The organism is Calothrix sp. CBUCES-K 9914, assembly GCF_059640475.1.
The window spans coordinates 1-19,289 of sequence record NZ_JBXXZH010000012.1 but is presented as its reverse complement, the minus strand read 5'-3'; the positions used below and the strand labels follow the sequence as shown (position 1 = coordinate 19,289).

The window sequence follows — 19,289 nt, the reverse complement described above, 5'->3', positions numbered from 1 at the left end:
GAATAGGTCAAGATTTTTCTAATTTACATTATTGAGTCAAGGAAATATAAATTCATTTGTTGTTTTATCTGATGATCTATTATATTTAACTATATGAAAATATGTAAAAAAATCTAATATGAATATAAACCGTCGTCAATTTTTAGCTGCTTCTGGAATTACAGCTTTAACGACCGTTTTGTCGGCGCCACAAGTCAAAGGAGTATCACCACAAACGGTTATTAAACCACCACGCTTACATCTTGGTAGTACAGTGGGATTAGTTGCCCCCGCAAGTGTTGTGACTGAAAGTGATATAGACTCCGCGCGGCAAGCTTTGACGAAATTAGGATTAAAAGTTAAGTTGGGAAAGCATATTTTAAGGCAATATGGATATTTAGCTGGTTTAGACAGTGAACGCGCGTCTGATATTAACGCTATGTTTACAAATACATCGGTTCAAGCAATTATTGCGATGCGTGGAGGTTGGGGTTGTAACCGTATATTGTCGAAGCTCGAATATACAAGCATTCGCAGTAACCCAAAAATTATTATTGGTTATAGTGATATTACATCATTATTATTGGCGATTGGCGCCCGTAGTCGAATTGTCACTTTTCACGGGCCAGTTGCGACATCAAATTGGAATGACTTTACACTTTCTTACCTCAAACCCATTTTGTTTGATGGTGCAGCAGTTACGATGCAAAATCCTAAGAGTGAAGCGGGACGAGTTGACGTTATAACACCAGGTAAAGCGAGGGGTAAACTTGTTGGTGGAAATTTGTCTGTTCTTGGTGCGATGATAGGTTCACCTTATTTACCCTCTTGGAACCATCAAATTTTATTTGTGGAAGATATTGGTGAGGATGTTTACCGTATTGATAGAATGCTAACGCAGTTGAAGAATGCGGGGATTCTCAATCGAATTTCAGGGTTTATTTTTGGACAATGCACTAACTGTAAACCTGGAGAGGCGCCGACATTTGCTTTGATACAAGTATTGAAAGACCATATTCAACCTTTGGGTATTCCTGCTTGGTACGGGTCGATGATTGGTCATATTAGAGATAAGTTTACTGTACCTTTGGGGGTTGAGGTGGAAGTTGATGCTGGTTTGGGAGTAATTAAAATGTTGGAACCAGCGGTTGAATAATTGGCAACGGATGTAACGGATGTAACGGACGGTTTTTTATATGGTATAAGTTTGTAACTAGTAAGGTGCGTGACGCTACTAGATGCTTGCTTATTTCAAGATTTTTGATAGCGTCACGCACCCTACATTATCCGTTACATCCGTTGTATCTGTTGCCATTAGTCTCTATTTTTAAAATCTATTAGAGTTTGTAGATAGGCTTCGGGCATACCAATGTCATAAAATTTGCCTTGGACTACATAACCCGTCATACTCGCGCGTTGTCTTAGTACATCTAGGCAAGTAGTGAGTTGGAATTCTCCTTTCATGCGGACGTTATTATTAATATCATCTTCCAAACAATCGAAAATTGTGGGTGTGAGTGCGTATAACCCGAAGATACTCAAGAAATTATCTTCTGCTAAACCTTCAACACGTAAGTTTTCTCGCGCGTATTCAATAGATGGTTTTTCGGAGACTTGTGTAATATTTAGTATAGATTCTTGTTGCCAAGTACCTGTAACACATCCAACTTTATGTAAAAGTTCTGAATTAACGGTTGTTAAACCAATTACACTATGGTTGACTTTCTCGTATATGTCTAGAACTTGTCTAGCACAAGATTTTTTTTCTTGAGAACTATATATATGGTCACCCAGCATTAATAAAAATGGCTCGTTATCTACCCATTCTTTTGTACAGTATACAGCATGACCGTAACCTTCTTGTTTATCTTGCGTGATTACTTTGATACGGTCGCCAATATCAACTAAGTATTTACTGAGCTTTTGATTTTCTGGTGTGAGCTTTTCAAATAAGGCAGCACTCGGTGGTCGCTTGAATAATTTCTTGAAAAATGGCTTGTCATCTGGCTGGACGACTATTGCTATTTCTTCTATTCCCGCACTAAGTGCTTCCTCGATAATAAGTAGAATTACGGGTTTGGTACGACCGTCTTTGTCTATAATTGGAAAAAGTTCTTTTTTAACGACTTTGGTGGTTGGAAATAACCGAGTTCCAAACCCTGCTGCTGGAATAACTGCTTTTCTGATTTTAGTTGCTGGCATAAATTGTTAGTTTTAAACACTGCATTTGGGGAAAGTCGCGTTCGATAATTTCAATGACTCGCTGCTGACTCTCCTCGTTTTCAACAATAAACTGTGCTGTTCCGTCTCCTTGCGAACCCACTCCCTTACCACCTAAAATATAAGCCTGAATTGGCTGATACTCTAGTAGGTTGTGTAACATAGGCGCCGTTAGCTGTTGAGGACAAGCGGGAATTAAATGCGCGTCAAATTCAGTTTGGGCAATACGCATTAGTTTACCAAGTTGTTTAGCATCACCAGCTTGTATGGCATCAATCGCAGCTTGGGTAATATCATGGCTTATTGTACTAAGATACTTCTGAACATTAGCGTGAACTGGATTTTTCGCAAAAGGATAACACTCATTGAGTTTAGCTAAGATTTCTTGAGTATTTTTGCTCGCATTTAAATCAATAACCACAAAATATAGATTTTTCGGCACGTTTAGCTCAATTATCTCCGCGCGCTCGTTATCGAATACCATTGCGATAGGACGATTTCCATATGCACATCCCTGGTCCATACGTCCACATTGCGAAGGCGTGGTAATCTCTCCTAAATAGGCAAACTCCATTTCTCCACGCAGCGTTAACTTTAAGTTATACACCTGATTAAACGCTCTTGCCACTAAAACACAAATTGCCGCACTCGACGATAAACCCTTTTTAATTGGTAAATCTGTCAGATAATTGTCAATTTCCAAACCATCGACTTGGAAATAAGATAAAAATTGATAGGCAACTCCTGCCGCATAGCTAAAAAACCCTCCTTTGTGCGCTTCAAGTAATAAAACTTCTTTTTCCATCGGTAAAGCTAGCACGTTCTCCTTACCTTCAATAGATGTACGCACAACTACAGAGCGCTGATGAGGTTTGGCTTCTGCATACAGTCCTTGATTTGTCCCTACTAGCAATGTATAACCTATTCCCAACTCTGGATTATAGCGGCGATAACCCCCCGCCCAGTCACTATGCTCACCAAATAAACACAGGCGCCCTGGTACAAATAATTTCATAATTAGTAGTATATGTAGTGTAAGTAGTTGCCTCTTCTACGTGGAGCCAACATAAGAAATTAAGCACTTAGATAAACATAAAATGAAAAACTATAGCTTTCAACGCTCATTTGCAGAACAAGCTAGAAAACTAGGCGCCGCATGGGAAGATGCGTCAACACCGTTCTTCGTGCGCTTTCATGAGGATGGTAGTTTAATAGCTCATGTGGGTGTATTAGAAATTCCAATGCGATTAATGGGTGAAGATGTAATAGTTGGGGGAGTTCACGCTGTAGCTACCCATCCGGCAAATTGTAGACGTGGTTATTATCGTGAAATTATGAATGAAGTATTAGATTATTGCGATAAACGCTACGAAACATTAGTATTGACTACTTGTAACCCAGAATTTTACCAGCCTTTCGGGTTTCGCTACGTCCTTGAACATAGTTTTGAAGTTCTGTGTAACTCCCTATGTGGTGTAAATGGAATGCGTTTGCTTAATACTGGTGATCAAAGTTTTGGTGTGTTGGAAAAACGAACCGCAAAGGACGCAAAGGGCGCAAAGAAAGAATTAAGAAGAAAGAACACCCCACAATTAATGACACTGATCAATAGGGCGTGTAAATGCTGAGTATGAAGCTACCATTCACTTAAGTATTTATGGTGTAGACGGTCACATCTATGAGCAAGTAGCTTTTATTGACACAGGGTTTGATGACTGGCTGTCTTTTCCAGCGAATTTGATTAATGAACTGGGACTACAGTGGAATGGACAAGGAAGAGCAACTCTTGGGGATGGTAGTGAGTGCGTTTTTAACGTTTACGAAGCCTTAGTCATTTGGGATGAACAATCTATAACAATTGAAATTGATGAAGCTGAGTCAGAACCTCTAGTTGGTATGTCATTAATGGAAGGATATAGATTAACGATTGAAGTGCCTGAAAATGGTCTGGTGCAAATTGAGAAATTATGAGTGGCATTCATAAATAATTCTTACATGTTATTACCAAATATATTCGGCCTCGATATATTGCGCTTCGATATATCGTGTATTGATATATCAAGGTAAGGGTTAAGATGCCACAAATTAGTTAACCAGACAATTGTCATAGTGCGAACAATAATATTATGTCACTGAGTCATGCATTTAGCTAGATATTAACCGCAGGGTAGATACAATACCATTATGTTTTCTGGTATTACATACGCTTTGTGCTTTGCCTTACCTTACCATACTCGTGATCGTTTAAAGTGGACTGTGAGTTTTTGACTAGTGCCAGCTCACAAAGTGTCACTCACCTAACTCCGCAACTATTTACACAGGAGATATCCTTAATGAGTGCAAGGAGTGATACCACTTCACCATATGTTTGCCACAGGTTATTTTCGCAATACCCTAATCTTCTGGGGTAGGGCGAAACCTCTAATGTTGCAGTAAATAAGTGGATTGGTATTAAGTTATACGGGGAAGCGCTAGGAGTCGTCAAAATCCAAGCGCTTTTTTGTGTGCGTACTTGAAACATAGTTTATACAAGGCACCCCACGAAAATGTAATATTTCGTTCGGTGGTAACTTTGCTGTATATGGAAGAAGTTGGTATTGTTTCTCACATTGAACAGACTGTTACAAACATATCTGTTGTAACCTTTTGGGTTGGCTGATGTCACCCACAACTTGCTTAAGATTTTTTAACGAATTAATACGCGGCTTAATGTGCTGAGTCAAATACATCAGTATTAAAAAAAATTATATTGACCCCTATAGGTAGGTAATTCTTTAAGTTAGCGGGTTTTATTGATTCGGAGATGCAACAGAACCCTGTGCTGCCTTTTGGAACTCCGTTAAATGAGGGGACGAAGTATGTTGATTTATTGAACGATGGGCGCCAGGTTGTTACTGGAAAAACTGGTATGCAAGTTGAAAATAATAGTTACTATGTAGCTAAAAATTAAGTAGATTATATGCTTTGGGATAGATTGATAGATGTAGAGGATCCTCACCGTGCAGGAGTTAGCAGTTGATTAGTGGTTTATTTTTAGCGTTTTGGTGGTAGAGATTTTTTACCACAGAGACACAGAGTCCACAGAGGGAAGAATTGAGAGAGTTAGTTGCACTGCACAGGCAGGATGCCTGTGCTACATACAATCCCTCTAGACGACGAAGTTAACTAATTTGCCTGGTACTACAATGACTTTTTTGATTTCTTTGCCTTCGAGATGACGCTTTGCTGCTTCAGATTCACGCGCGTATTGTTCCAACGCTGCTTTGTCTAAATTGGCAGGTGCCTGTAAGTCACCGCGTTTTTTACCGTTGATTTGAATTACTAGGGTAATTTCATCGACAGCTAAGGCTTCTAAATCAAATTTCAGCCATTGGTGGGTGTGGACTGATTCGCTGTTCCCCAATTGATGCCACAGTTCGTCTGCGATGTGTGGGGCAAACGGCGCCAGTAATACTATTAAAGTATTTATACCTTCGGCAAATACTGGCGAATCTTTACAAGTCGCGTCAGCAAGGGCGTTGCTCAACTTCATCAATTCGGAAATTGCGGTGTTAAATTGATACCCGCCTTCAATGTCTTCTGTTATTTCTTTAATTGCAGTATGAATTGCTCGACGTAAGTCTTTCTCTGGTTTGGTTAATTCGTTTTTGTTAACTTGATTTTTGACGTTGCCAGCAGCTATAAATTCTGTGGCAAGGCGCCAGACTCGGTTTAAGAAGCGATACTGTCCTTCAACATCCGCTTCGTCCCATTCCAAATCTTTTTCTGGGGGTGCTTTGAACAGTATGAACATGCGCGCGGTGTCGATACCGTATTTGGCGATAACGTCTTCTGGCGCCACACCGTTACCTTTCGATTTGGACATGGTAGCGTAAACAAGTTGTAATGGTTCACCCGTTTTGGGGTCGCGAGGGTCTAAGGCATTAACTAAAGTAGTAGGAACCCATTTATCTTTATCAGATTTGTTGGGGTTCATATAAGTTAAACCTTGTACCATTCCTTGAGTTAACAACCGTTGGAATGGTTCATCGAAGTTCAACAGACCTCGGTCACGCAATACTTTTGTAAAGAACCGTGAGTACAATAAGTGTAAAATCGCATGTTCGATACCACCAACGTATTGGTCAACGGGCATAAAATCGTTGACTCTACTGATTTCAAATATTTTGTTTTCGTTTTTGGCATCGGTAAACCGTAAGAAGTACCATGATGAATCAATAAAAGTATCCATCGTATCGGTTTCCCGTTGTGCTGGTGTACCACAACTTGGACAAGGTACATTTTTCCAACTGTCCAAATTTGCCAATGGCGAACCACCACGTCCCGTTAACTCAACATTATCAGGTAATTGTACGGGCAAATCAGCATCGGGAACTGGAACGGCGCCGCAATTTGGGCAGTGAATAATAGGTATAGGGGCACCCCAGTAACGCTGACGGGAAATTAACCAGTCACGTAAACGGTATTGAACGCGCGCTTTACCATAACCTTGTTTTTCGGCATACTCAACTACAGCTTTCTTCGCATCTCCCGAAGCTATGCCATCAAATTGTTGTGAGTTTACCAAAATACCTGCTTCCGTATAAGCAGCTTTCAATTCACCCTCTTGTGGAACAGGCATCTTGCCTGTTTCTGGTACAATAACAACTTTAATCGCTAATTTTTGGTCTTTAGCGAATTTAAAATCGCGCGCATCATGTGCTGGTACACCCATCACGGCGCCAGTACCATACTCGTACAGTACATAATCAGCAATCCAAATCGGAATTTCTTCACCCGTAAATGGATTAATAGCTTTACCACCTGTAGGTATACCGCGTTTTGGTTTGTCTTCCGCAGTACGTTCTAATTCGCTTTGATTTGTAACTTCCTGTACAAATGTTTCAACTGCTGCTAATTGTTCGGGTGTTGTTACTTTTTGTGTTAAAGGATGTTCAGGTGCCAAGACTACATAGCTGACACCGTAAACTGTATCAGGACGAGTTGTGTATACAGCGATTTTTTCATCCATGCCAACAATAGGAAACTCTAAATAGGCGCCTGTTGATTTTCCTATCCAGTTCGCCTGCATTAATTTGACACGTTCCGGCCATCCAGGCAATTTATCAAGGTCGTTTAATAACTGCTCGGCATAATCAGTAATTTTCAAAAACCACTGCCGTAATAATTTTCGCTCAACAATGGCGCCGCTACGCCAAGAACGTCCATCGATAACTTGTTCGTTTGCTATCACAGTTTGGTCTACAGGATCCCAATTTACCGCAGCTTCTCTTTGATAGGCTAATCCGGCATTAAAAAACTGTAAGAAAATCCATTGCGTCCATTTATAATAGTCAGGCGAACAGGTGGCAACTTCACAGTCCCAGTCTATGGAGTAACCAAGACGCTTTAACTGTTGCCGCATTTGTTCAATATTTTGATAAGTCCACTTTGCTGGAGGTACACCTCTATCAATAGCAGCGTTTTCCGCTGGTAAACCAAAAGCGTCCCAACCCATTGGATGTAGTACACGATACCCTTGCATTCTTTTGAGGCGCGCGATAGCGTCTGTTATGGTGTAGTTGCGGACATGACCCATGTGCAAGCTACCCGAAGGATACGGGAACATAGACAGCGCATAGAATTTTGGCTTGTCACTATCGGTGACAGTTTTGTCTAAGCCAAGTTCAGTCCATGTGTTTTGCCATTTTTCCTCAATGTCTGCTGGGTTGTATCGAGACTCCACTGCTAGTACTCCTAATGCGTTAATCTTATTAATTTTAGTTTCTAACTTTGTTATTGTGACATACTATTCCAAAATGCATGTGCATTTACTATATCTACATCACTTACTTCTTTAATTCCAAAAAAAAATTACAGAATAACTGTAATTTCGGATGGATAAATAAATTTATGATGAGTCGAGCTTGTTTGCTCCTGCTTTATTCCTCAGTACGTTGATTGTCTCTTTGTAAAACTTTACGCAACCAAGGGGCGGGGTTTCCTTTTACTGCTATTAGTAATCTATCAAGGATAGAAATAATTTTTTCTTGACCTAATTCTGGTGTCATTGGTGTCATACCGTTTTTGATTAGCTTGGCAGCAGGTACGGCGCCGATTGAAGTGGTATAAATTATTGTACACTCATTAAGTGCATCAATTACTGTTTTTATATCTGTATCGCTCTCACCTTTGTTTACTCTTAATACATTATCTTTATTTTTATAACCAAATTGGCTTGCTTCAGGTTCTTTTTCAACGCAAATAGTATCTAAAAAATGATATCCAGATTTTGATATTTCGTATACATCAAATTTTTCGGCGTTACCAAAGTCGGAGTTTATGTTAACTTTATCTGTTGTGGCGAAGGCTATTTTCATTTTTTCTCCTTCTTGAATTGGTTATTTAATGAAAATATTTGCACTTCTACAAAAATTACCATAGATAATTATTTATGTTAACCGCGAAATTACATAAATATTATTCTGGATATTTGGCGCCAACTTTTCTTCTCTGTGTCTCTGTGGCAGTAATTCTTGTCACGTTTAAATGGTTGAGAAAAAGTTAAAATTTATACTTATGCTAAAAATAAAAACTCGTGTTTTGGACAATAAAAATACTGATTTTAGACTTATTTGGTGATAAATAATACCCATTTTTGAGATATTCTTTGTTTTTTGCTTGACAAAGTTGATTTTTTGGTTGGGTTACACAAAGCCTTCACCTAACCTATGGTCTATTATATGAGACTATATGAGACGGGCAAGCATGCCCGTTCCACAAGATGTTGTTGAAGATGTTTTAAATGAATATGTGGCTTATAATGCTGTGGTGCTGTTAGATTTTTGGGGGTTGCTGTGATTAAGGTGTTTGTTTATGGAACCCTTAAACCGGGTGAAGAAAATTACGAAAAATATTGTGCTGGTAAAGTTATTGATACTAAACCAGCTTTTGCAATGGGTAAGTTGTATGCCCTTCCACAGGGCTATCCCGCTATGACGGCGGGTAATAGCCCTGTATGGGGTTATATGCTTTGCTTCTCCGACTCAGAAATTTTAGTTGAAATTGATGCTCTTGAGGACTATCACCCCTCTAGACATTATTCTGAAAATTTATATAATCGGCGCTACATTAATATTTTTAGTCAAGATATCACAAATAATTCATCTCGGCGCCCGCTGAAGATTGGTCAAGTTTGGGCTTATCTTATGGAGGAAAGCCTTATTCACCAATTGGGCGGGACTTTGCAAGATGATGGTTTGTGGAGTGGTTGTTTGAAGCACTGAAGTGCTTACTACGATTTAATATAATCCGTTTTCGGTGCTAGGTGTTGACCGTTGCCGTTCAACTGGATTGGGCGCCACTTCTGTTTTAGGTATCGGTATTACTGGGTTGTTAAGAGCAACCATTAACGGTGTAGATGTCGGATTTGGGTTGGTGGCAACTGTATTTTGAATCGGTTTTGATGCAAACTGAATCACTTTTGAGTCGCCTGTAAATAATCCTGATAATGCACATGCGGCAATTGTAGCACCACCTAAAAGGGCTGCAAATTTTATGCGCCGACGCTGCAATTTAACAAGAACTTTTTCAACTGTTTGCTCGATAGGCTGTTGCGGCTCTGGAATTGGTAGAGTCCGCAATGATTGCCGTAATTTTAACAGTCGATTATAAAGTACCCTGACAGACTGGTCGTTTGCCAGCCAGTTTTCTACCTGTTTGCGTTCGGTTGCCGATACCTCACCATCGAGGTATGCACTTAATAACTCGAAGCGGTCGCGCTTCACCATATCCATAGCACCCGTAGAATCATTGGTATGCCTAACAACTGCCTCAGACAAACCGGAGTCAGTCTGCTTTGCAGAACGGTCATTAAATTGCGAATTAGTATTCATATTAACACTATTACCAATTCATACACGGGAAAACAAGGTGGACAAAGGTGAGAAATTCTGGCTATTTCTTTCGGCAGAAGCACTCGACAAATCTCTAACTTTTTTCAATTTATTATACAATCCTGAAGATCGAATGATAATTGCTTTCTCTTTGCTTTTTATGCGTCAAGATAACCTTGTAATTGAGCTTGCAGTCTTGTACGAGCGCGCGCTATACGAGATTTCACTGTACCTAAAGATACACCTGTAATCTCGGCGATTTCTTCGTAAGCCATACCTTCAATTTCTCTAAGGACTATTGTAGTCCGGAATACTTCGGGCAGGTCAGCAATTGCGTCGCGTAATTGTTCGTAAAACTCGCGAGTAGTTAATTCTTCTTCCGGTCCTGGTGTATCACCAGCAATTTCCCAGTCCATTTCTCCGTCGTCTACTGAGCGGGGAGCATCAAGCGACAGCGGACTAACAACCCGTTTGCGCTTCCGCAACTCGTCGTAAAACAAGTTGGTGGCAATTCGGCTTAACCAGCCCCGGAATTTGGCAGGTTCCTGAAGTTTACTGATATTACGAAAAACTCTGATCCAGACTTCTTGAGCTAAATCAGCTCGATCTGCCCAGTCAGGAGCTAGGTGGTATAAGACTCTTTCAACCTGAGATTGATATCGACGCATCAATTCTGCAAACGCAGCACGTTCTGGCCGCAATCCTTCTTGACAGCGTAATATCAAATCGTGGTTCGAGAGCTTGTCAGCTTGCACTTCCTTTTGTTCCGGAAGCCTGGTATCGATTTGTGACCAGGATACAGTAATCGATTGACTCATAGATCGTACTGGCTTTTTAACATCCCTATCTATTAGACATCCTAATCACTCAAAAGTTCCTAGGCATAGTGACGGATTCTAGACTGTAACACCGATGTATCCAAATTCAATATAATTCTCTTAATATAAGCAACTACTATTTGGTTATTTAGCTTTATTAAGTCATTATTTTGATTGATGATAAGCAAGTCATAACGCAACAAAAGTCAAAAATTATCTTTTGTTCTTCGGTACTGCGACTAAAATCGTATGTACTACTTGCGCCTCTTGTTGAAAATTCGTATTGGTGTTCATCTTATCTTGTTGACGAACGTGTAAACACAAATTCAACGAAAATGTAATCGTAATTGCTAAAAGTAGTTTCTCAAGCATAATTTTTCTCCCACCCACACCAAAGTATGATTGTCTGCCACGCTAACTGAGTTCCTGAGAGTTGAAGTTTTATTAGATGTTTTAACTTGTTTTAACTTGTTTAAACTTCAAATAATCCAGAAGCAGTTAACGTGTTATGTTGCCCGATCGTTTTCTCATAACCCTAGTGTGCCCATTCATATTGAAATATTCATAAGGGAATTAATAAAAAATTGTAAATTTTTTATGATAGGTGCCTTCTTGAGAGTATGGCGAGCGCACTTTATAGTTAATCTTGAAAAATAAGCGCTTTTTGATGTATGAAATTTATATATAGTTATAAAGTGAGCCTCGCGCGATGGTAAGAAATGAATCTATAGCACGTATAGCGATGCTGCTATGTTTCGGGACAGCAATACTGTCGCTTGCTGTACATTGGCATATTTCTAATTCTCGTCCTGTAACGATGCCAGTGGCAAGTCAGCCGAAAAAAGCCTTGGAAGCAGTTAAAAATGAACCGAATGCAATCGAAAAGCTTACAAGTTTTTTGAAACAAGGTCAAATTAATACAAGTATGGAGGGCACTGCTTCTGCTGTCGCTCCTCAATTTGCAGGCGCCCAACAGTCAAGCCCAGCACAATCTGAACTACGCTTAGTTGTAGATTTGAGCAATAGACGAGTTTATGCCTACCAAAAAGGTGAAGTGATTGCTAGTTATCCCACAGGTATAGGCAAGAAAGGTTGGGAAACTCCAACTGGCACATTTCGAGTCATACATAAACAGCATGACCCAATTTGGCGCCATCCAATTACTGGTAAGGTTTTTTCCGCAGGTGAAAACAGTCCTTTAGGTGATAGATGGATTGGCTTCTTATCAGCAAAAGATGGGGAAGTTGGGTTTCACGGAACACCAGACGAGACGTTAGTAGGGAACCCAGTATCTCACGGTTGTTTGAGGATGCGTAATTCAGATGTCCGGATGTTATACGACCAAGTAAAAATAGGGACTATCGTTGAAGTTCGCTACTAAGGCTGGCCTTTCTGCTCAAAATTAGGAGCGTATGCTTGTAGCAATGTACTAACTTGGCGCAGCACCTCATTGCCTGTATTTTTAGCTAGTACAGGCGTTTTGTCATCATTAGGTCGGTCGAGGTTGCGGGCAATTGCTTCACCAACTTGCTGGCTAATTAGCTCTTGAAGTTGAGTTTTTGCGCGCGCACGTTGCCAACTGGCGCCTTCTTCGGTAGTTGCATAAAGCGGTGGAAGACGGTTGAGCGCGTAAGCTGCGATATCACCGACATCTAAGGAGTGTTCGCTAGTTGCTTCGATTTCAGCAACGCGCGCAACAGCTTCGGTTAAAACCAGATCTTCCATGACGTTGATAAACTGTTTGCGAGGTACCGCCACTACGTCACCTGTTAACAGTGACCCCATTAAACGGTCTAAGGCCATGTACTCTTCGATTGAAAGTTCAGAGGCATGGTCGCAAATGCGTCCAACTTCTGCTTCCATTGCTGGTGTTAAATAACCATCTTGGAGAGCTTGCTCTACAATTTTTCCTATACTCATACTACTCATTTTCTTTTCAGCCACCCAAGTAACAGTAGGGACGGTATCAATCGAATCTATAATTGCTTAATAAAACTCAATTGTAAACAGTCTACAAGTAAATTATGTAGCAAAAATGCATCTAAGTACAATTTTTGCTATTCTAATCTACTTTTTAGTTTTATCTCTGAATTTACTTTTCGGCAGTGCCATTTAGCCAAGGCATTGGGTCAATGCTTTTGCCATTAACGTACAAACCCCAGTGTAAATGCGGACCTGTTGATGCTCCGGTAGAACCCACAGTACCGATTTTTTGACCTGGTTGCACAAAATCGCCTTCTTTCACCGAAATTTGCTTTAGATGCATGAAAATACTCGCTACACCTTGTCCGTGGTCAACACCAACAACGTTACCGTGAATTTTGAAACCTTGTGCTACAGTTCCGACTAGAACTACACGTCCTGCGGCTGGAGCTACAACGGTTGAACCAGAGGCGCCTGCAAAATCTAAGCCACGATGATAATAATCATTCGCGAATTCACCATTATAGTAGCGTCGAACACCATACTGTGTAGACATGCGTGCTTGGCTAGGTTTAATAAAGGCGCCTTTCCAGAGTTTTTCAGAAGTACGTACTTCACGGAATTCACGCGCACGTCGAAGTTCTAATGCAGTTGCTTTGGCTCCAGCTTTACCTGGTGGCAAAGTAATCCGCTGCACAGGAAATTTACGGGCACCGACTTGAAGTGTTAGGGTTTTTGTTTCCCCACCAGCATTTATTTTAACAGTACGACCACCAGCTTTTTCTAAAGGCGTAGTCGGAATAAACGCGCGATACCTATTGGGCGCAATTTCGTATGCTGTGTAAGTCTCTTGACCACTACTTACAGTTACATTACTACCGTTTGCGGGATTATCCAGGCTTACAACTACAGAAATTGTGTCTCCTAGTCGTGGTGACTGTGGAGTCATTTCTATTTGTAAAGCTTTGACGGGTGAAGACAAAGCTACTGGTATAAGTACTCCTAATCCAAGACTGGTAAGTAGGAGCGACTTTTTGAATCTGGCAATCGATAAATTTAACTGTTTATTTAAATGAGTAGTACGGTCTGTCGTAATCATAATTTCACACAACAAAATAACGCTTCAGCGGTACTAAGGACTATATTGTCCTTGGCAGTGTTTCCTACAAAAGCAAATGTTTTTGGAACGATGAATTTATACAAGTAAATCAAACTGTTCGTTTGTACATAAATGATATGTATAAACTGTATTTAAACGCAAGGTGAAGATAAGTATTAATTTAAGCGAATATAGTTATTAATTTAGACAATTAGCAGGCAAATAGCTGTATTTTAGCCTGCTGCTGCTAATTCCTCATTAACAGCAAGTTTTCCATCTTCCATATGGACAATTCGGTCGGCAATATCCAAAATACGGTTATCGTGAGTCACAAGTAAAATTGTACACCCCTGCTCTTTGGCGAGGGTTTGCATTAAGTTAACGACATCCCGACCAGATTTACTATCGAGTGCAGCAGTTGGTTCATCTGCCAAAACAATTTTAGGATGACTTACTAACGCGCGGGCAATTGCGACTCGTTGTTTTTGTCCTCCTGATAAATCATCTGGGTAATAATTGGCACGATGTCCTAGTCCAACTTGTTCTAGCATTAAAACCGCACGTTGATTCATTTCTTTAGGTGAAATACCTTTATGAACCTCCAAACCCATACGGACGTTTTGTAGTGCTGTCAAACTTCCGTGTAAATTATGTGCTTGGAAAATATAACCGTGATTACGACGTACTTTTGTAAGCTGTCCCGCACTGGCGCCAACTAATTCTTGTCCTAATACACGTAAGCTACCGGACTGTGCCGACCTAAGTCCACCGACTAGGGTTAGTAGTGTGGTTTTACCCGAACCGGATGGACCTGTCATTATAACAATGTCGCCTCGCATTATTTCAAGGCTGATATCAATCAATACTTGTTTACGAAGTTGACCGTGACCAAAGAAGTGATCTAGATTTTGAACTGAGATTACTGATTCCATGTTAGGAGTTAGGAGGTAGGGTGCGTGATGCTATAACAATTCTTAAACGAAGCTAATCATTAGGTGGCATCACGCACCTTACGAGTTAGGAATTTATTAAAACATGTCGGCTGGGTCGGCTGATTGAACTTTGCGTGTGGCAACGGCACCAGAAATCATACACATAATGATGGTCATAATTTGTACTTGTATTGCGCGCGCTAAAGTCATGATAACTGGTAAGTTAGTGGCATTACGTGTCATTGCATAAAGACCAAATGATACAGTTACACCCGGTAAAAACCCTAGTATTGCTAAAATAATTGCTTCTTCAAATACTACGCTTAATAAATATGAATTACGATATCCCATTGCTTTGAAAGTCGCGTATTCTTTCATATGGGCATTTACATCGGTGGAAAGGACTTGGTAAACAATAATTACACCTACCATAAAACCCATCCCTACACCGAGGCTAAATATAAATCCTATTGCGGTGTTTGTCTGCCAGTAATTTTTTTCAAATGTGATAAATTCTTCTTTTGTGAGAACTCTAACATCGCTTCCTAAGTAAGAACTTAATTGTTTAGCAATTAATGTTACATCAGCTCCTGGTTGTAGCTGTAATAAGCCAATACTAATACTGCCTACTTCTCGACGTGGAAATAGCCTTAGAAAATTTTGGTCGCTGGTCATTAAAGTTGTATCAGCGATAAATGAGGCACCGACTTTAAACAGTCCATTAACTTTGACTGTGCGTCGATCAATTTCAGCGCTAACAGATTTGCCTTTGTCAACGTTGGCTATCATTTCTGCATAGTCCCCACGTCCTGCTCGGTCAAATAAGACAACATCGGGTAGTTTAACTTTACTAATTTGACTTGTAATTTCAGGTAAATCAAAAGCTGACTTATCTGGGTTGAAACCTGCTACAAGCACTGTTGCCTTTTTACCTGTTTGAGGATTTTTCCAGTCTAGAAAATTAACATACATCGGTTCCGCTGATTTTACCCCAGGTACATCCATCGCTTGAAATAGGCGCCTACGAGTAAACGAGGACATATTTGCCAAATTACGCGCTTGAGGACTAATCAAAAAAATATCAGCTTGCATACTACGGTGTAAGCGAGTATTACTATCAAAAAGGGCTGACTGAAACCCAAGCTGCATAAACATAAGTACGTCAGCAAAAGCAATACCTGCTAATGCGACAAGAAACCGACCTTTTTCATGGGTTAGTTGTAACCAACCCAGTGGAGTACGACGTTGTAAATCTTGTATAAAACCAACCATTTTAGATTTTGGATTTTAGATTTTGGATTTTGGATTTGCCTTTGACAATGAATCGATTTTGAATTATTTTGCTTTTGTTATTCCAGTTGAATAACTGTTTGTACTTGTAAGTTGGTAAACCTAGTTGATAGTAGACTGGATGCATCATCAAGTTTGACGTGTACCTCGACGATACGTGAGTCAATATTACTCGACGGGTCACTGTTGATAATATTTTGACGTTGGACTTGATATCCTACCCAGTCAACTGTTCCTTGTAGTTTGTTTGGTAATGAGTCGCTAGTGACTTGAACCTTCTGCCCTTTGCGTATTTTATTAATGTCGCTTTGATAAACTTCTGCAACTGCGTACATTTGATTGGTTTCGCCAAAGTCCGCAACTCCCTCGTTTCCTACCGTTTCACCCGCACGTGTGTTAATCTTTAAAACCCTGCCGTTTTTAGGCGCCCGAATATAAGCTAAAGCAAGTTCGGCACGAATACGTTCAACTGTTGCTACTGCACTTTCTATTTCGGCTTGGGCAGCAGTGATATCAGTTGGACGTACTTCGGCTGTTTGTGCAAGAGTTCCTTTTGCTTCTTTAATTTGCTGCTGTGTACTTGCTATAGTTTTATCGCGGGTTGAAGAAGCTTCGTTAATTTGCTGTTGCTGTGTCGCTATAGTTTTATCACGGGTGACTCTAGCTTCTTTAATTTGTTGTTCTAATGTGGCAATTGTTCGCCCTAAAGTCGCTTGGCTTTCCAATAACTGTTGAGTTGACGTTTCAGCGCTTAACCTACGTCTATCTACTTCTTGACTTGATATAACACCTTCTTTATATAAACTTTCATAGCGCTGCACATCAACTTGAGCATTGCGTTTTTCTGCTGTAATACGTGCGACTGTTGCTTTTAAAGCTTGTCTTTGTCCAGCTAATTCTGCTTCTAAACGGTCTATTGTTGCTTGTTGTGTCGCCGCGTCTCCTTTCAATTGAGCTTCTAGTCGGGCAATTGTTGCTTGTTGCGTTCTAATATCTCCTGATAGTTCTGCTTGTAAACGATTAATTTCTGCACCTCGTGCTGTTAATTCGCCTTGCTTGGCGCCTGCTTTTACCTGTCCTAGTTGTGCCCTTGCAACGGCAACTTTTTTTTCAGCTTCTCGCATTGATGCTAAAAGACGGTCGCGGTTTTCCATCACCGCAATAGCTTGTCCGGCTCGAACAACATCACCTTCTTTGACTAGCAACTGCTCAATACGAGTACCTTGATTTGAAGTCGGCGCCGATAACTTAATTACTTCACCTTCAGGCTCAAGCCTTCCTAACGCTGTAACTGTAGTTACCCGTGGAGGGGCCACTGCTACTGGTTTTGGGGGAGTAGTTGCTTCCCGAAACCGATTAAATATAAATATGCCAATACCCCCAGCTATTAATGCCCCAATAATCAGCTTGAGAATTGATGGGCGCTTTGGAGATTCGAGCTTGTGGTTTTGCACCATTAGTACCGCCCTATGGTCGAATATACTAAACCGTTTAGTCTTATAATATAACTAAACTAAACCGACTAGTTCAAATGGGTAAATTAGAAATACTTATACTCTATGGTTTAACCTGATATATAAAAATAGCTCATGGCAACGAATAAAAAGATAGTTTGTCTGTCATATTTTTCCGGTAGCAGTAACTATTTACTGTAAAAATTATACTAATAGTGTTAGTTTAAGTACAAATTGTTAGGATAGTTTACGGATGCTTAGTTATTATTTGACCTTACTTTATATAAGATTTAGTAATGAGTCTTACGTTTTGTCTAAGTTTGAACAATATATTGGCTGACTGTCATTTTGTTTACGAAATCTAATTTACTGATAGTTATAGTAAGAACCAAAAACCCACTAATAAAAATCAATAATTGATTGTGAGTACAGGTGTTGCTGATTGTTGAAGTAATGATGGAATGTATTAATAATGGCACGTATAAAAATGAGAGAAATAGAGCGCGAGACCACTATAGACAAAATAGAGAAAATATTACTTGGCGCCATGCAGGAATTTCTTGCACATGGCTATGCAGGAACGAGTATGGATAGAGTTGCAGCACGCGCGGGAGTGTCGAAGGCAACTGTATACAGTCATTTTCACGATAAAGAAAGATTATTTAAGGCTTTAATTCAGCAATCCGCACACAAAAAATTTGAAGATTTATTTGATAAGCTCCCACTTGAAGGAGAGCCGCAAGTTGTATTGCGACATTTAATTGCAACTGCACTACATCGAATGATAAGTGATAAAGAACACCAAGCATTCGTTCGCATACTGATTGGAGAATCTGGACGTTTTCCGGAATTAGCCAAAACTTGGGTTCACGATATTATGACACCACCGCTCAAAATCATTAGTGAGTATTTGAATAAACATCCAGAGTTAAATATACCCGATACTGAAGCGACAGTAAGAATGATGATTGGGTCGATGGTGCATTTTATGATGACGCAAGAATTACTCCACGGCAAAGAAATAATTCCAATGGAAACTGAACGTATGGTTGATTGTTTAGTGTATCATGTTCTAAAATATACCACACCCGCGCGTGGGTGAGGCTATACGTGACTAGTATTAAGATTTATGAATCATTTACAAAGTTTTTTAAAAGTTTTACTTCTGAGCTTCCTTGTTGTATGTATGACATTATCGACTGTTAGTGCTGATGTTCTAGCGCCTGGAGAATCTCCTGTGTCGTATTGTTTTCAAGTTGCCAATATTAATAAATATCCGAACTATTTATTAGTAGCGCAAGTCAAGTCACAAAATTCTAATATTCGTCCTTATAACAGGATTTTGAGACAAGGTAAATGTTTAGGTTTGAATGGATATCGTGAGTACGGTGAAGTTTTTGCCATCCAAAAAAATCAAATTAAGCCTCAAGAAATCGTTACTACGAAAGAAGGTGAGGAAATTAAAGACTTTAATACTAAACAATCTGTATTAATTTCAGCTAAAAGTACTATTAATTCGGTGAGAACTTTTGATGATAGATATAATGTTAATAAAATAGCTGACATTTTAGAGATTACAGCAATTAAATCAAAATTAGAGTTGAAGTATAAACAAGTAATTTACACATTTAAAAACGGTAAAACAGAAACAAAAAATTACCAAGTGCAAAATAATCGTCCTACTCCTGGCGCCAAAAGTA

General features: G+C 39.8%; 20 protein-coding genes. 8 read left to right on the top strand and 12 right to left on the bottom strand.

Annotated elements, in window-relative coordinates:
- Window positions 1–118 precede the first annotated feature (118 nt).
- The gene (locus AC2JBO_RS04400; RefSeq protein ID WP_496952410.1) at window positions 119–1,135 is read left to right on the top strand and encodes a S66 peptidase family protein; all 1,017 of its coding nucleotides are present in this window, start codon (window positions 119–121) and stop codon (window positions 1,133–1,135) included.
- Window positions 1,136–1,293: 158 nt separating this feature from the next.
- Here the strand turns inward: AC2JBO_RS04400 and AC2JBO_RS04395 are convergent, their stop codons facing one another.
- Window positions 1,294–2,181 carry a sugar phosphate nucleotidyltransferase gene (locus AC2JBO_RS04395; protein WP_496952409.1) on the bottom strand — a complete coding sequence of 296 codons (888 nt, stop codon included), beginning with the start codon at window positions 2,179–2,181 and terminating at the stop codon, window positions 1,294–1,296.
- Window positions 2,168–3,214: a mevalonate kinase family protein gene (locus AC2JBO_RS04390; RefSeq protein ID WP_496952408.1), complete on the bottom strand. Its 1,047-nt coding sequence runs from the start codon at window positions 3,212–3,214 to the stop codon at window positions 2,168–2,170. The genes AC2JBO_RS04395 and AC2JBO_RS04390 overlap by 14 nt, the downstream gene beginning before the upstream one ends.
- An 82-nt stretch (window positions 3,215–3,296) precedes the next feature.
- On the opposite strand from AC2JBO_RS04390, the gene AC2JBO_RS04385 reads away from it, so the two are divergent.
- The 3 genes from AC2JBO_RS04385 (at window position 3,297) to AC2JBO_RS04375 (ending at window position 5,149) form a co-directional block, all read left to right on the top strand.
- On the top strand, window positions 3,297–3,827 hold the full coding sequence (locus AC2JBO_RS04385; RefSeq protein WP_496952407.1) for a GNAT family N-acetyltransferase: 531 nt from the start codon (window positions 3,297–3,299) through the stop codon (window positions 3,825–3,827).
- 109 nt (window positions 3,828–3,936) lie between these two features.
- On the top strand, window positions 3,937–4,170 hold the full coding sequence (locus AC2JBO_RS04380; protein WP_496952406.1) for a hypothetical protein: 234 nt from the start codon (window positions 3,937–3,939) through the stop codon (window positions 4,168–4,170).
- 832 nt (window positions 4,171–5,002) lie between these two features.
- Entirely contained in the window at window positions 5,003–5,149 is a 147-nt protein-coding gene (locus AC2JBO_RS04375) for a hypothetical protein (RefSeq protein WP_496952405.1), read from the top strand.
- Between the two features lie 198 nt (window positions 5,150–5,347).
- Here AC2JBO_RS04375 and leuS read toward each other — a convergent pair whose 3' ends face one another.
- Both leuS and AC2JBO_RS04365 read right to left on the bottom strand, forming a co-directional pair.
- Window positions 5,348–7,924, bottom strand: a complete 2,577-nt coding sequence (leuS, locus tag AC2JBO_RS04370) for a leucine--tRNA ligase (protein ID WP_496952404.1) — start codon at window positions 7,922–7,924, stop codon at window positions 5,348–5,350.
- A gap of 196 nt (window positions 7,925–8,120) precedes the next feature.
- Window positions 8,121–8,558, bottom strand: coding sequence for a NifB/NifX family molybdenum-iron cluster-binding protein (locus AC2JBO_RS04365; RefSeq protein ID WP_496952403.1), 438 nt, complete (start codon window positions 8,556–8,558; stop codon window positions 8,121–8,123).
- A 486-nt stretch (window positions 8,559–9,044) separates the two neighbouring features.
- On the opposite strand from AC2JBO_RS04365, the gene AC2JBO_RS04360 reads away from it, so the two are divergent.
- Entirely contained in the window at window positions 9,045–9,464 is a 420-nt protein-coding gene (locus tag AC2JBO_RS04360; protein WP_496952458.1) for a gamma-glutamylcyclotransferase family protein, read from the top strand.
- 15 nt (window positions 9,465–9,479) lie between these two features.
- Here the strand turns inward: AC2JBO_RS04360 and AC2JBO_RS04355 are convergent, their stop codons facing one another.
- The 3 genes from AC2JBO_RS04355 to AC2JBO_RS04345 all read right to left on the bottom strand — a co-directional run bounded on the left by AC2JBO_RS04355 (window position 9,480) and on the right by AC2JBO_RS04345 (window position 11,263).
- Window positions 9,480–10,073 carry an anti-sigma factor family protein gene (locus tag AC2JBO_RS04355; RefSeq protein ID WP_496952402.1) on the bottom strand — a complete coding sequence of 198 codons (594 nt, stop codon included), beginning with the start codon at window positions 10,071–10,073 and terminating at the stop codon, window positions 9,480–9,482.
- 158 nt (window positions 10,074–10,231) lie between these two features.
- On the bottom strand, window positions 10,232–10,891 hold the full coding sequence (locus tag AC2JBO_RS04350) for a sigma-70 family RNA polymerase sigma factor (protein WP_496952401.1): 660 nt from the start codon (window positions 10,889–10,891) through the stop codon (window positions 10,232–10,234).
- A 213-nt stretch (window positions 10,892–11,104) separates the two neighbouring features.
- Window positions 11,105–11,263 carry a QAALIT motif small membrane protein gene (locus AC2JBO_RS04345; RefSeq protein ID WP_496952400.1) on the bottom strand — a complete coding sequence of 53 codons (159 nt, stop codon included), beginning with the start codon at window positions 11,261–11,263 and terminating at the stop codon, window positions 11,105–11,107.
- Between the two features lie 337 nt (window positions 11,264–11,600).
- Here AC2JBO_RS04345 and AC2JBO_RS04340 point away from each other — a divergent pair, with 337 nt between their 5' ends.
- A complete protein-coding gene (locus AC2JBO_RS04340; protein WP_496952399.1) occupies window positions 11,601–12,272 on the top strand; it encodes a L,D-transpeptidase in 672 nt (223 codons plus the stop codon).
- Here AC2JBO_RS04340 and AC2JBO_RS04335 read toward each other — a convergent pair.
- From AC2JBO_RS04335 to AC2JBO_RS04315, 5 genes are all read right to left on the bottom strand, one after another.
- Entirely contained in the window at window positions 12,269–12,811 is a 543-nt protein-coding gene (locus AC2JBO_RS04335; RefSeq protein WP_496952398.1) for a late competence development ComFB family protein, read from the bottom strand. The two genes, AC2JBO_RS04340 and AC2JBO_RS04335, sit on opposite strands and share 4 nt — an antisense overlap.
- A gap of 172 nt (window positions 12,812–12,983) precedes the next feature.
- Window positions 12,984–13,913 (bottom strand): M23 family metallopeptidase, encoded by a 930-nt coding sequence (locus tag AC2JBO_RS04330; protein ID WP_496952397.1) that lies wholly within the window; start codon window positions 13,911–13,913, stop codon window positions 12,984–12,986.
- 233 nt (window positions 13,914–14,146) lie between these two features.
- Entirely contained in the window at window positions 14,147–14,845 is a 699-nt protein-coding gene (locus tag AC2JBO_RS04325; RefSeq protein ID WP_496952396.1) for a DevA family ABC transporter ATP-binding protein, read from the bottom strand.
- Between the two features lie 96 nt (window positions 14,846–14,941).
- Window positions 14,942–16,117 (bottom strand): ABC transporter permease DevC, encoded by a 1,176-nt coding sequence (gene devC / locus AC2JBO_RS04320; RefSeq protein ID WP_496952395.1) that lies wholly within the window; start codon window positions 16,115–16,117, stop codon window positions 14,942–14,944.
- 77 nt (window positions 16,118–16,194) lie between these two features.
- A complete protein-coding gene (locus AC2JBO_RS04315) occupies window positions 16,195–17,592 on the bottom strand; it encodes an HlyD family secretion protein (protein ID WP_496952394.1) in 1,398 nt (465 codons plus the stop codon).
- 469 nt (window positions 17,593–18,061) lie between these two features.
- On the opposite strand from AC2JBO_RS04315, the gene AC2JBO_RS04310 reads away from it, so the two are divergent.
- Together AC2JBO_RS04310 and AC2JBO_RS04305 are read left to right on the top strand one after the other, a co-directional pair.
- Window positions 18,062–18,691: a TetR/AcrR family transcriptional regulator gene (locus tag AC2JBO_RS04310; protein ID WP_496952393.1), complete on the top strand. Its 630-nt coding sequence runs from the start codon at window positions 18,062–18,064 to the stop codon at window positions 18,689–18,691.
- An 84-nt stretch (window positions 18,692–18,775) separates the two neighbouring features.
- On the top strand, window positions 18,776–19,289 hold a 514-nt coding region (locus tag AC2JBO_RS04305; RefSeq protein ID WP_496952392.1), incomplete at its 3' end, for a hypothetical protein.